The sequence below is a fragment of the Falsiroseomonas sp. E2-1-a4 genome, assembly GCF_051433165.1.
Classification (GTDB): Bacteria; Pseudomonadota; Alphaproteobacteria; order Acetobacterales; family Acetobacteraceae; genus Falsiroseomonas.
On sequence record NZ_JBHMFS010000017.1, the window covers coordinates 26,693 to 38,777 of the forward strand.

Sequence of the window (12,085 nt, forward strand, 5' to 3'; positions counted from 1 at the left end):
CTGGAGGCGCCGGACCGGCTGCGGCGGTCACATGCCGAGCATGGGGCGATCGTCACCGCCATCCAGCGCGGCGATGCGGCGGCGGCGGCGGCGATGATCCGCACCCATATCGGGCTGACGGGGCAGACCTGGGCGGCGATGGCGGAGGCACTGCACCGGCCGAGCGCTGCCTAATAAAAAGGCGAAATCGTGCCGAATGGGCATGATTGCATACACGGAACCACCGTCCTTTCATTAGGCTGCTGACTTCAAGCGAAACCGGTGGCGGCACGCGGCTTGCTTGGCGCCGTGCGATGTCGCACCCGATCCAGCCATGACCGCGCCGAGCCTGCCCACCGGCATCGCTTCGCTGCACGCCGCCTATTCCGCCGGGCTGACCCCTGCCGCTCTGCTCCACGCCCTGTCCGCGCGGCACGATGCGCTGGCCGACCCAGGCATCTTCCTGCACCGGCCGGCCCCGGCTGCGCTGGAAGACGCGGTCGCCGCCCTGCCGGCATTCGACCCGGCACGCTTTCCGCTCTGGGGCGTGCCGGTGGCGGTGAAGGACAATATCGACGTCGCCGGCATGCCGACCACGGCCGGCTGCCCGGAATTCGCCCATAGGCCGGCCGAAAGCGCGCCGGCCGTGGCCAGGCTGGTGGCGGCTGGGGCGCTGATCATCGGCAAGACCAATCTGGACCAATTCGCCACCGGCCTGGTCGGCACCCGCACGCTGCACCCCGTTCCGCGCAACGCCTGCGCGCCGGATCGCGTGCCGGGCGGGTCCTCCTCCGGCTCCGCCGTCGCGGTGGCGCAGGGCCTGGCGTTGCTGGCGCTGGGGACGGATACGGCGGGTTCGGGCCGGGTGCCGGCGGCGCTGAATGAGCTGGTCGGGCTGAAGCCCTCGGTCGGTGCCATCCCGTCCCGCGGCGTGGTGCCGGCCTGCCCGAGCCTCGATTGCATCTCCGTCTTCGCCAACAGTGTGGCGGATGCCTGGGCCGGCTTCGCGGTAATGGCGGGGGCGGATTTGTCCGATCCGTGGTCGCGCCCCATTGTGCTCGGCACGCCGGGCGCGCCCCTGAACCGCCTCGGCATTCCCCGTGCCGCAGACCTGCATCTGGATGGCGCGGAGCAGCGCGCGGCCTGGGACGCCAGCCTCGCGCGCATCGCGCCACATGTGACGATCGAGGAGATCGACCTCACCCCGTTCCTGGAAACCGCGCGGCTGCTCTACGAGGGCGCCTTCGTCGCGGAACGCGATGCCGCCTTCGGCCATCTGGTGCCGCGCGCGGCGATGCACCCCGTCACGCAACGCATCCTGGCCGGCGCCGTGCGCTTCACTGCCACCGACGCCTTCACCGGCCTGCACCGCTTGGCCGCGCTGCGCCTGGCGACCCAGCCCGCCTGGGCGCGGATGGACGCGCTGCTGGTGCCGACCGCGCCCAATTTTCCGACCCTGGCGGAACTGGAGGCGGACCCGATCGGCCCGAATGCCCGCCTCGGCACCTACACCAATTTTGTCAATCTACTGGACCTGGCCGCACTGGCGGTGCCGGCCATGCGCCGCCCGGACGGGCTGCCCTTCGGCATCACGCTGATCGGACCGCGCGCCAGCGACGCCGCGCTGGCGGCGACCGGCGCGCATCTGATGCAGGCGATGGCATGATCGAGATCTGCGTCGTCGGCGCGCATCTGTCCGGCATGGTGCTGAATCGGGAGCTTCTGGCGGAGGCTGGCGTGCTGCGCCGCGCCGTCGCGACCGAGCCCTGTTACCGCCTGTTCGCACTGGCCGGCGGCCCGCCGCGTCGCCCCGGTCTGCTGCGCGTGGCGGCCGGGCAGGGGGCGGCCATCGCCACCGAAATCTGGGCGCTGCCGGAGGATGGTTTCGGCCGCTTCGTCGCCGGCATCCCCGCGCCGCTCTGCATCGGCACGCTGCTTCTCGCCGATGGCACCACGCCCAAGGGGTTCCTCGTGGAGCCGGAAGGCCTGCACGGGGCCGAGGACATCACCCGGTTCGGCGGCTGGCGCGCCTTCATCGCCAGCCTCGCAACCGCATGAACCCCATCACGTCAAACAGGGAAACAACATCATGATCCGTCGCCGCCATCTGCTCGCCGCCTCCGCCGCCATATTGGCCGCACCCCACATCGCCAACGCGCAGGCCGCGCGCACGGTGAAGATGGGCTCGCTGCGGCTGATCCATTCGATGACGCCGCATTTCTACCACCGCTTCGCGCCCGCGAGCCTGACCATCGAGATCATCACCTTCGACAGCCCGACCGATGGCAAGAACGCCGTCGTCACCGGCTCCGTCGCCTGCGGCGGCTTCGGCATCGCCGCCGCGACGCTGGGCGCCGCGGCGGGCGAACCTGTCGTCGTGGTCGGCGCTTTCTGCAACAAGGGCATGGGCGTGATCAGCAAGGCGGGCAGCGATGTGCGCGCGATCATGGATCTGCGTGGCAAGCGCGTGGGCATCTGGCCCGGCTCGACGCAGGAGGTGTTCATCCTGGAGCGCCTGCGTGAATCCGGCATGACCGTGCGCGACATCACCGCCGTGCGCGTGCCCTTCGGCGAGATGCACACCATGCTCGCCCGCGGCGACATCGACGCCTATGTGGGCGCGGAGCCGGGCCCGGGCCTGTCCATCTCTTCCGGCGTTGGGCAGTTGGTGGAATACCCCTACGGAACCGCCATGGGCGGGCTGAACATGATCTTCGGCACCAGCGAAGACCTCATCAAATCCGACCCGGCGCTGGTCCGCACCATGCTGAACATCCACCGCCAGGCCAGCGAGTACATGAAGGCGAACCCGACCGAGGTGGCGGAGGCAACTGTGCGCATCCTCGGTGCGCCGCGCGCCGCCGTGCAGCAGGCGCTGGGCGCGGGCAATGTCGAATACATCTGGAAGCTGGATGACACGGTGCTGCGCCAATCCCGCACCTATGCCGAGCAGATGCTGCAGCTGCGCCAGATCCGCCGCCTGCCGAATTTCGACACCTTCCTGAACCCGTCCTTCTCCAACGCCATCGCCATGGCCTGAGGGTAGAGGCATTTCGGACGTGACCCTCACCCAGGCGACTGCGGTGCCGCCCCTGCCGGCGCTGCGGCTGTGGCGGCGCGTCCGGCCTGTGCTGCTGTCCCTGATCGTGCCGCTTCTGCTTCTGCTCGGCTGGCACTGGGCGGTGGTGGCGGGGATGACGCGGCTGATCCCGTCACCGGCCGAGGTCGCCGAATACATGGTGGACTTCGCGGTCGGCGGCATCTGGGACGATGCGTTCTCCGCCACGCTGCACATCCACCTGCTGGCCTCGGCCAGCCGCGTCTATGGCGGCTTCGTGCTGGCAGCGCTGGTGGCGATTCCGCTCGGCCTGCTGATCGGCCGCAACGCCTTCGTGCGGCAGTTGCTGGACCCGTTCCTGCAATTGATGCGGCCGATTCCGGTCACGGCCTGGCTGCCGCTGTCGATGATCCTGTTCGGCCTTGGCGCGCGGTCCGCCTTCTTCCTGGTGTTCCTGGGCGCCTTCTACCCGATCCTGCTGAACACCATTTTCGGCGTGAAGAATGTGGAGCCGCGGCTGTTCGAGGCGGCCTCCATGCTCGGCTGCCGCGGCAATGCGCAGTTCTTCAAGGTGGTGCTGCCGGCCGCGCTGCCTTCCATCTTCACCGGTCTGCGGCTGGGCCTCGGGCTGGCCTGGTTCGTCATCGTGGTGGGCGAGATGACGGGCGTGCCGCAGGGCCTCGGCGCCGTCATCATGGATGGGCGCACCTTGTCGCGCACCGAACTCGTCATCTGCGGCATGATCGTCATCGGCATAGCCGGCTTCATCTCCGACCGCGTGGTGGTGATGCTGATGAACCGGCTGCTGCGCTGGAGCCCGTCCCACCATGGCTGAACTTCCGATCCTCGACATCCAGGGTGTGGGCAAGACCTACATCCTGAACGACAGCCGCATCGAGGCGCTGCGCGACGCCAACCTCACCGTGAAGAAGGGCGAATTCGTCTGCCTGATCGGCGCCTCCGGCTGCGGCAAATCCACGCTGCTTCGCATCGTCGCGGGGTTCGAGGCGCCGAGCGCGGGGCAGGCGCTGATGTGGGGCAAGCCGATCGCCGGCCCGGCGCCGGATCGCGGCATGGTGTTCCAGGATTACGGCCTGTTCCCCTGGCTGTCCGTGCGGGAGAATATCGGCTTCGGCCCCGCCAGCCGCGGCCGCCCGAAGGCGGAAGTGCGCGACACGGTCGAACGGTTCATTTCGCTCATCGGCCTCAGCCGCTTCGCGGATGCCTATCCGCACCAGCTTTCCGGCGGCATGAAGCAGCGCGTTGCCATTGCCCGCGTGCTGGCGAATGACGCGGAGGTGGTTCTGATGGACGAGCCCTTCGGCGCGCTGGATGCGATGACGCGGGAGCGCCTGCAGGACGAATTGCTGGAACTATGGCAGCGCACCGGCCTGACCGTGCTGTTCGTCACGCATTCCATCGAGGAAGCGATCTTCCTCTCCGACCGCGTGGTGGTGATGGAGCCTGGCCCCGGCCGCATTGCCAGCGCGCACCGGGTGGAACTGCCGCGCCCGCGCGACGTCGCCTCCCCGGAATTCAATGAGGTCCGGCGCGAGCTCGGCGCAAGGCTGCATTCCCACCATGCGAAGAAGGCGGCCTGATGCGTCCCGAACAGCGCCTGCGCTACTCAACTCCTGCCGATCGCCCGCCCAGCGCGCTGCCGAATGGCGCCAAGGTCGCGGTCTGGCCGGTGGTGAATGTCGAGAACTGGCTGATCGACAACCCGATGCCGCGCCAGGTTCTCGTTGCGCCCACGGGGGTATCCCTGCTGCCGGACATCGCCAATTGGGGCTGGCACGAATACGGCATGCGCGTCGGCTTCTGGCGCTTCCTCGATGCCTTCGCCAAGCGCGGCATTCGGCCCACGCTCTCCGTCAACGGCTCCGTCTGCACCGCCTATCCGCGCGTTGCGCAGGCGGCGCATGAGGCGGGGTGGGATTTCATGGGGCACGGCCATGTGCAGGTGCCGACCCACAAGGTACCGGATCAGCGCGCCATGATCCGCCAGACCATCCAGGCGATCCAGGACTGCACCAGCGCCCCGCCGCTCGGCTGGCTCGCCCCGGGCCTGACGGAGACGCTGGAAACCGCGGACCTGCTGGCCGAGGCCGGGCTGCGCTATTGCGCCGACTGGGTGGTGGACGACCTGCCCTGCCGGCTGGAGACGGCGCATGGCCCTCTCATCACCATGCCCTACAGCGTCGAGCTGAACGACATTCCCGTGGTGATGATCCAGCACCATGACGAACAGGAACTGCCCCGCCGCGCCCGCCTGCACGCCGCGCGGCTGCTGGCGGAGGCCACCACTACGCCGCGGATCATGTGCATCGCCATCCACCCCTACATCACCGGCGTGCCGCACCGCATCGCGGCGCTGGAGGCGATGTTGGACGATCTGGCGGCGATGCCCGGCATTGCCTTCATGCAGGCGCGCGACATCCTGGCGTGGTACGAGGGCAGCGGCGATCCTAGCTGAGGCCTGCATGAAGCTGCTGCTGATCAACGCCAACACGACCGAGGCGATCACGGACCGCCTGGTTGCCATTGCGCGCGGCCTGGCGCCGCCCGGCGTGACCATCCAGGGCGCGACCGGCCGCTTCGGCGCCCGCTACATCGCCAGCCGCGCCAGTTCCGCCATCGCCGCCCATGCCGCGCTTGATGCCTATGCCGAACACGGCGCGGACGCGGATGCCGTGCTGATCGGCTGCTTCGGCGATCCCGGCCTGGATGCGCTGCGCGAATTGGCGCCCGTGCCGGTGCTCGGCCTGGCCGACGCCTCCGCCACCGCCGCGCAGGGTCGCCGCTTTGGCGTTGTGACCGGCGGCGCCGCCTGGCAGCCGATGCTGCAAGAATTCTTCGCCGGCCGCGGCTATGCCGAACAACTCGCCGGCATTCGCACCGTGGCGCCCACGGGCGGCGAGATCGCGCGCGACCCGGAGGGTGCCCTGGCGCTGCTGGCGCAAAGCTGCCGCGACTGCGTCGAGCAGGATGGGGCGGAGGTGGTGATCCTGGGCGGCGCAGGCCTCGCCGGGCTGGCCGCGCGGCTTTCGGTTGGCGTGCCGGTGCTGTGCTCGGTGGAGGTGGGGGTGCGCGCGGCCTTCACGGCACTCGGCCAGGGCGGCGCCGGGCTGATCCCACATGGCGCGGTGGAGACCATCGGCCTGTCGCCAGCGCTGGCAGCGCGCCTCAGTGCTGATACCGCGCCATGAAGCGCCGGTCGATGCGGTCCTTCAGCCACCACACCCAGCGCCCGCCGAACACAAAGCCGTTGCGCGTGCCGAGCGCCCGCCCATCCGCCAGGGACAGCAGCCGCAGATAGTCCTGCTGCGGCACATAGGGCTGCGGCGTCTCGCCCATCGCCACCGCGCGTAGATTGGCCGCCAGCACCGGACCCTGCCGAACGGCGAAGACGCCGGCCTTGGGCAGGGGCTCGGGAAAGCTCGCCACATCGCCCACGGCGAAGATGTCGGCATGGCCCTCCGCGCGCAGGCAGGCATCCACCCGCAGGAAGCCGCGCGCATCCCGCGCCAGCCCGGTTTCCGCCAGCCAGGGTGCCGCGGCCGCGCCGGTGGCCCAGATCACGGCAGAGGCCGGCAGGGTTTCGCCGTCCTCCATATGCACCGCGCCCGGCGCAACCCGCGCCGCATTCCGCCCTTCCGAAAGCGTCACGCCATGCCGCGCCAGCGCACGCTTCGCCCGGCGCCGCAGCCCGTCAGGAAAGCCCGCCAGCAGGCCGGATGCACCGGCCACCAGCGTGACGGAAGCCGGAAGCCGCACCGCCAATGCGCAGGCCACCTCGAACCCCGCAGCGCCGCCACCCACCACGACGAGGTGCTCCCCCGGCTGCGCCGCCTCGGTGATGGCCTGCATCCGTGGCAGCAGCGCATCGATCGGCTTCAGCGGCAGCGCGTGTTCCGCGGCACCTGGCGTGCGGCTGGTATCGGGCGTCGCGCCCGTGTCGATCGACAGCAGGTCCCAGGCGATCTCCGGCCCACCCGCCCGCAGCACCATCCGAGCCTGCGGGTCGATCCCGGTGCAGCGGTCCAGCAGCAATTCCACCCCGCAACGCGCGGTCAGTGCCGGCATGTCGATCAACGCCTGCGCCGGCTGATACAGCCCGGCCATCACGCCCGGCAGCATGCCGGAATAGGGCGACATCTCCTCCCGCGTCAGCAGGGTCACGCGCCAGCCGGGCAGGGGCCTTTGCCCGAGCTGGCGCAGCACCTCCACATGGGCATGGCCACCGCCGAGCAGCAGCAGATGGCGAAGGTTGTTCACGGGCGGCATCCTGAGTCCTCCCCACATCATGCCCCGGACGGCGCCGCGGCGGGAGGGCTTTCGCCCGTCCTCGCCCGGCGGCATCCTGGCGCCTGAACCGAAGGACGCCGCCCATGGCCTTCCGCTGCGACCTCATCCTCCGCGACGCCACGCTGATCGACGGCACCGGTGCGCCGCGCCGCCGCGGCGATGTCGCGGTGCGCGGCGACCGCATCGCGGCGATTGGCGACCTCTCCGGCCTGGCGGCGGACCGCGAGGTGATGGCCGAGGGCCGCGTCGTCGCCCCCGGCTTCATCGATGCGCATTCGCATGACGACCAGGCGGTGCTCTGCGGCCCGGCCTGCATGCTGTGCAAGACCAGCCAGGGCGTGACCACGGTGGTGGTCGGCAATTGCGGCATCAGCCTGGCCCCCGTGCCGATGGCCGAGCGCCCACCTGCGCCGATGGACGGCATCTGCGCCCCCGAATGGTGGATTTTTGACAGTTTCGCAGCCTATGCCGAACGCCTGCAGGCCACACCCTCCGCCGTCAACACGCTGGCGCTGATCGGCCATATGTCACTGCGGATCGGTGCCATGGGCCGCGATACCGGGCGGCCGGCGACCGACAAGGAAGCCGAGCGGATGCGGAAGCAACTCGCCCAGGCCCTGTCCGAAGGCGCCGCCGGCTTCTCCACTGGCCTGTTCTACCCGCCCAGCAAGGCCGCGCCGACTGAGGAGGTGATCGCGGTGGCGGAAGCGCTGCGCGAACACCGGGGCCTCTACGTCACGCATATGCGCGACGAGGCGGATCATGTGCTGGACAGCATCGAGGAGACGCTGCGAATCGGCCGCGCGGTCGGCGCGCCCATCATCATCAGCCACCACAAATGCGCGCAGCCGGAGAATCACGGTCGCTCCGCCGAGAGCCTGGCGCTGATCGCGCACCACGCGGCGGGCTACCCGGTGGCCTTCGATGTCTATCCCTACACCGCCTCCTCCACCTCCCTCGCCGCGCGCCCACCGCGGCCGGATGTGCCGGTCACGGTCACCTATTCCGTCCCGCATCCCGAAATGGCAGGCCGCGCGCTGGACGGCATCGCCGCCGAATGGGGCGTGGACCTGGCCGAGGCCGCGCGGCGCCTGGCCCCCGGCGGCGGCGTCTTCCACAACATGGCGGAGGCCGATGTGCGCCGCATCCTGGCGCATCCCCTCTCCATGGTCGGCAGCGATGGCGGGCCGTTGGCGCCGCACCCGCACCCGCGGCTATGGGGCACTTTTCCACGCGTGCTTGGCCATTACAGCCGGGAGCTGGGGCTGTTCGACCTGGAGACGGCCGTGCACAAGATGACCGGCCGCACGGCGGCGATCTTCGGCATCCCGGATCGTGGCGTGCTGCGGGAAGGCGCCTTCGCCGACCTGGTGCTGTTCGACGCCGCCACGGTGCGCGACCGCGCCAGCTTCGCAGAACCGCGCCAGGTGGCAGAGGGCATCGTCGAGACCTGGGTGAACGGCCAATCCGTCTACACCCACGCCGACGGCGCCAGCGAAACACCCGCCGGCCGCCTGCTGCGCCGGGAGGCGCCGGAGACCGTTTGAGACCCACCCCAAGACACGCAAGAAAGCACCCATGAACACCTATCGATTCGACCACCTCCACCTCCGCAGCCCGAACCCGGAGGCGACCGCCGCCTTCTACGTCTCGGCCTTCGGCGCCGAGATCAAGCAGCGCGTGACGCCGGGCGGAAAGCTGCGGATCATCCTCGACCTCGCCGCCGTGCCGCTATTCGTGGAGGAAGTGCCGGCCGACACCGCCGCCCCGCCGCCGCCGCCCTTCCTGGGGCTGGAGCATGTGGGCCTCGGCGTCGATGACCTGGATGCGGCGCTGGCCGACCTCAAGTCCAAGGGCGTGCCGCTGATCTCCGGCCCCACCGAGGCCCGCCCCGGCGTCCGCATCGCCTTCCTCCAGGCGCCGGATGGCGTGCGCGTGGAACTGATCGAACGCCGCGGCTGATCCTGCCGGGCCGATGACGCCCTGGGCGCCGGTTGCCGCCATGCTGGCCGGCGGCGTGCTGGGCGCGGCGCAGATCGGCAAGGTGCCGGCGGCGATGACCACCATCGGCGCCGAATTCGGCCTGGGCCTGGCCGGCGCGGCGCTGCTGGTTTCGCTGTTCGCGCTGATGGCGGCGCTGGGCGGCCTGGGCATCGGCCTGGCCGTGGCACGGATCGGGCCGCGCCGGGCGCTGCTGTCCGGATTGGCGCTGGGCGCCGTGGCGGCGGTGGCGGCGGCGCTGGCACCCAACGCGCCGTTGCTGCTGCTGGCGCGGGTGGCGGAAGGCGCCGGCTTCCTGCTGCTGGTGGTCGCCGCCCCCGGGCTGATTTCCGCCAGCGTCGCCGCGCGTGACCGCGGCCTCGCCATGGGGCTGTGGGGCACCTACATGCCGGCAGGCATCGCGCTCGGCCTGGTCAGCGCGCCGCTGGTGGAGGCGCAGGGCTGGCGCTTCGCCTGGATGGTGCTGGCGCTGGCCCTCGGCCTTGCCGCGCTGGTGTGCTGGCGCCTGGTGCCACGCGACGCGGTGGTGGAGGCGCCGCCCGCCGCCCCCATCCCGGCGCAACTGCGCGCGCTGGTCGCCGCACGCCGGCCGCTGCAAATCGCGAGCGCCTTCGCCACCTACAACACGTTGTATTTCGGTATCGCCGCCTTCCTGCCGGCCCGCCTCGAATCGCTCGGCGCCGGCACTGGCGGGGCCGGGGCCGCGGCTGCCCTGGCGGCACTGGCCAATGCCGCCGGTAACCTCGTGGCCGGTCTGCTGATGCGCCGCGGCGTGGCGGCGGAGCGGCTGGTGGTGGTGGGTGCGCTCGGCATGGCGGTGATGGGAAGCGGCGTCTATCTGGTGCCGGACCCGACCGCGGTGGTGGTGCTGGCGGTGCTGGCCTGCGGCATCGGCGGGCTGCTGCCGGCGGCCTGTTTCGCCCTGCTGCCGCGTGCCGTGCCGGACCCGGCGCTGGTGGCACCCGCGGTCGGGCTGGTGATCCAGGGCAATAACCTGGCGCAGCTTCTGGCACCGCCACTGATCGGCGCATTGGCGACGCAATCCTGGGCGCTGGCCGCGTTGCCGCTGCTTGTGGCGGGGCTGCTCGCGACATTGGCAGGTCGGTCCCTCGCACGCTGAATTCGCACCCGAAGCGGTCTTGTCGTCCTGCGCTCCGGCGGCCAAGCTGCATCCCACGCGGCCCGCAAGCGCCGCACCCAGGGATTGCTGCACGCCAACCGATTCGAAGGGAGCGTATACATGCCAAGCCATCTCGACCGCCGCCACCTGCTCGGCCTCGCCGCGACGCTGCCGTTGCTGGGGGCCTCCGCCCAGGCGCGGCCGCTGGACCAGGTGCTGTCCACCCGCCGCCTGCGCGCCGGCATCAACCCCACCTTGCCGCCGATGGGCCTGTTCAACGAGCGCAACCAGATCGATGGCTTCGACGCCGATATCGCGCGCGAGATCGCCCGGCGAATGAATGTCGAGCTGGAGATCGTGCAGGTCGGCAGCCCGGACCGCATTCCCTTCCTGCAGGCGGACCGCATCGACATCGTGCTAGGCTCCATCACCCGCACGGTGGAGCGCGCGCTGGTCATCGACTACACCGTGCCGTTGCACACCCAATCCATGGTGGTGCTGACCAAGGCGAGCGGCACGGCGGTGCCGATCAACACCCCGGCGGACCTCAACAACCGCGCCGTGCGGCTGGTACAGGTGCGCGGCACGGTGGGCGTGCCCTGGATTGCCGCCAACGCGGCGCAGGCGCAGGTGACGCTGCTCGACAACTACCCGGATTGTTTCCGCGCCCTGGCCCAGGGCCGCGCGGATGCGATGGTGGATGTGGCGGAATCCGTGGTCATCCCGATGCGGAACTTCCCCGTGCAGTGGAAGATCCTGGACGAGGTGCTGGCCAGCTTCTGGGTCGGCATCGGCGTGCAGAAGGGCAACACCACGCTGAAGGACGTTCTGAACGTCATCCTCTTCGAGATGCATCGCAGCGGCTTCGTCAACACGACGTGGCAGAAGTATTTCGGCGTGCCGATGACGACGCCGATTCCCTTCAACCCGATGTTCTGAAGCGTCCCGCGTGCAGCTTCAATACGGGCAGGTCTGGCAATACCTGCCCGATTTTCTGGTGGGTGCGGCGACCGCGCTGTGGATCGCCGGCGTGGCGTTTGCCGGCGGCCTGCTGATCGGCCTGGCCGGCGCTGCGGCGCTGACCTACGCCGCATGGCCGCTGCGCGCGCTGGTCATCGCCTATGTGCGCTTCTTCACCTACACGCCGCAGCTTGTGCAGATCTTCTTCCTGTTCTTCGCACTGCCGGAAATCGGCATCATGCTGTCGCCTGTCGTCGCCGTGCTGATCGGCATGACGCTGAATGCCGGCGCCTACCTGACCGAGATCGAGCGCGCCGGCTTCACCAGCGTGCCGCGCGCGGAGCTGGAGGCAGCGGAGACGCTCGGCTTCGGCCGCGTGCAGACCGTGTGGTACGTGATCGCGCCACATGTGATCCGCGCGCTGTATCCGGCGCTGTCCAGCCACTACATCATCATGACGCTCGGCACCTCCATGGCCGCGATCTTCGGGGTGGAGGAGTTGACTGGCCGGGCGATGAACGCGAACGCCATCTCCTTCCGCTCCGTCGAGATATTCTCCATCGTCGCGGTGATCTACATCGCGCTGACGGTGGTGGCCTCCGCGCTGCTGTGGCTGGTCGGGCGCTGGCTGTTCCGGGTGAAGGCCAAGGTGTTCTGAG

At 70.2% G+C, this 12,085-nt stretch carries 14 protein-coding genes; 13 read left to right on the top strand and 1 reads right to left on the bottom strand.

Annotated features, from left to right (window positions below; genetic code table 11):
* The 8 genes from ACFHNC_RS17870 (at window position 1) to ACFHNC_RS17905 (ending at window position 6,246) form a co-directional block, all read left to right on the top strand.
* Window positions 1-174: an FCD domain-containing protein gene (locus tag ACFHNC_RS17870; RefSeq protein WP_437170697.1), complete on the top strand. Its 174-nt coding sequence runs from the start codon at window positions 1-3 to the stop codon at window positions 172-174.
* Between the two features lie 139 nt (window positions 175-313).
* A complete protein-coding gene (gene atzF, locus ACFHNC_RS17875) occupies window positions 314-1,645 on the top strand; it encodes an allophanate hydrolase (RefSeq protein WP_437170596.1) in 1,332 nt (443 codons plus the stop codon).
* Window positions 1,642-2,037 (top strand): allophanate hydrolase-related protein, encoded by a 396-nt coding sequence (locus ACFHNC_RS17880; protein WP_437170597.1) that lies wholly within the window; start codon window positions 1,642-1,644, stop codon window positions 2,035-2,037. The genes atzF and ACFHNC_RS17880 overlap by 4 nt, the downstream gene beginning before the upstream one ends.
* A gap of 31 nt (window positions 2,038-2,068) precedes the next feature.
* A complete protein-coding gene (locus tag ACFHNC_RS17885) occupies window positions 2,069-3,019 on the top strand; it encodes an ABC transporter substrate-binding protein (RefSeq protein ID WP_437170598.1) in 951 nt (316 codons plus the stop codon).
* Window positions 3,020-3,038: 19 nt separating this feature from the next.
* A complete protein-coding gene (locus tag ACFHNC_RS17890; protein ID WP_437170599.1) occupies window positions 3,039-3,872 on the top strand; it encodes an ABC transporter permease in 834 nt (277 codons plus the stop codon).
* Entirely contained in the window at window positions 3,865-4,638 is a 774-nt protein-coding gene (locus tag ACFHNC_RS17895) for an ABC transporter ATP-binding protein (protein ID WP_437170600.1), read from the top strand. The genes ACFHNC_RS17890 and ACFHNC_RS17895 overlap by 8 nt, the downstream gene beginning before the upstream one ends.
* Window positions 4,638-5,513 (top strand): polysaccharide deacetylase family protein, encoded by an 876-nt coding sequence (locus tag ACFHNC_RS17900; RefSeq protein WP_437170601.1) that lies wholly within the window; start codon window positions 4,638-4,640, stop codon window positions 5,511-5,513. The genes ACFHNC_RS17895 and ACFHNC_RS17900 overlap by 1 nt, the downstream gene beginning before the upstream one ends.
* Window positions 5,514-5,520: 7 nt before the next feature.
* Window positions 5,521-6,246, top strand: coding sequence for an aspartate/glutamate racemase family protein (locus ACFHNC_RS17905; RefSeq protein ID WP_437170602.1), 726 nt, complete (start codon window positions 5,521-5,523; stop codon window positions 6,244-6,246).
* On the opposite strand, the gene ACFHNC_RS17910 is transcribed toward ACFHNC_RS17905, so the two are convergent.
* Window positions 6,224-7,315 carry an FAD-dependent oxidoreductase gene (locus ACFHNC_RS17910; RefSeq protein ID WP_437170603.1) on the bottom strand — a complete coding sequence of 364 codons (1,092 nt, stop codon included), beginning with the start codon at window positions 7,313-7,315 and terminating at the stop codon, window positions 6,224-6,226. The genes ACFHNC_RS17905 and ACFHNC_RS17910 overlap by 23 nt on opposite strands.
* Before the next feature lie 113 nt (window positions 7,316-7,428).
* Between ACFHNC_RS17910 and ACFHNC_RS17915 the strand changes: the two genes are divergently transcribed.
* From ACFHNC_RS17915 to ACFHNC_RS17935, 5 genes are all read left to right on the top strand, one after another.
* On the top strand, window positions 7,429-8,892 hold the full coding sequence (locus ACFHNC_RS17915; RefSeq protein WP_437170604.1) for an N-acyl-D-amino-acid deacylase family protein: 1,464 nt from the start codon (window positions 7,429-7,431) through the stop codon (window positions 8,890-8,892).
* Between the two features lie 31 nt (window positions 8,893-8,923).
* A complete protein-coding gene (locus ACFHNC_RS17920; protein ID WP_437170605.1) occupies window positions 8,924-9,307 on the top strand; it encodes a VOC family protein in 384 nt (127 codons plus the stop codon).
* 13 nt (window positions 9,308-9,320) lie between these two features.
* The gene (locus ACFHNC_RS17925) at window positions 9,321-10,466 is read left to right on the top strand and encodes an MFS transporter (protein ID WP_437170606.1); all 1,146 of its coding nucleotides are present in this window, start codon (window positions 9,321-9,323) and stop codon (window positions 10,464-10,466) included.
* Between the two features lie 120 nt (window positions 10,467-10,586).
* Complete coding sequence (locus ACFHNC_RS17930) at window positions 10,587-11,405, top strand: transporter substrate-binding domain-containing protein (protein WP_437170607.1); 819 nt, start codon at window positions 10,587-10,589, stop codon at window positions 11,403-11,405.
* A gap of 10 nt (window positions 11,406-11,415) precedes the next feature.
* Window positions 11,416-12,084, top strand: a complete 669-nt coding sequence (locus ACFHNC_RS17935) for an amino acid ABC transporter permease (protein ID WP_437170608.1) — start codon at window positions 11,416-11,418, stop codon at window positions 12,082-12,084.
* The last annotated feature ends 1 nt before the right edge of the window (window position 12,085 follow it).

What these genes read in the sequence shown, in the direction of transcription:
- atzF (WP_437170596.1), top strand. Translation starts at nt 314, where the DNA reads ATGACCGCGCCGAGCCTGCCCACCGGCATCGCTTCGCTGCACGCCGCC.
- ACFHNC_RS17880 (WP_437170597.1), top strand. Translation starts at nt 1,642, where the DNA reads ATGATCGAGATCTGCGTCGTCGGCGCGCATCTGTCCGGCATGGTGCTG.
- ACFHNC_RS17885 (WP_437170598.1), top strand. Translation starts at nt 2,069, where the DNA reads ATGATCCGTCGCCGCCATCTGCTCGCCGCCTCCGCCGCCATATTGGCC.
- ACFHNC_RS17895 (WP_437170600.1), top strand. Translation starts at nt 3,865, where the DNA reads ATGGCTGAACTTCCGATCCTCGACATCCAGGGTGTGGGCAAGACCTAC.
- ACFHNC_RS17900 (WP_437170601.1), top strand. Translation starts at nt 4,638, where the DNA reads ATGCGTCCCGAACAGCGCCTGCGCTACTCAACTCCTGCCGATCGCCCG.
- ACFHNC_RS17905 (WP_437170602.1), top strand. Translation starts at nt 5,521, where the DNA reads ATGAAGCTGCTGCTGATCAACGCCAACACGACCGAGGCGATCACGGAC.
- ACFHNC_RS17915 (WP_437170604.1), top strand. Translation starts at nt 7,429, where the DNA reads ATGGCCTTCCGCTGCGACCTCATCCTCCGCGACGCCACGCTGATCGAC.
- ACFHNC_RS17920 (WP_437170605.1), top strand. Translation starts at nt 8,924, where the DNA reads ATGAACACCTATCGATTCGACCACCTCCACCTCCGCAGCCCGAACCCG.
- ACFHNC_RS17925 (WP_437170606.1), top strand. Translation starts at nt 9,321, where the DNA reads ATGACGCCCTGGGCGCCGGTTGCCGCCATGCTGGCCGGCGGCGTGCTG.
- ACFHNC_RS17930 (WP_437170607.1), top strand. Translation starts at nt 10,587, where the DNA reads ATGCCAAGCCATCTCGACCGCCGCCACCTGCTCGGCCTCGCCGCGACG.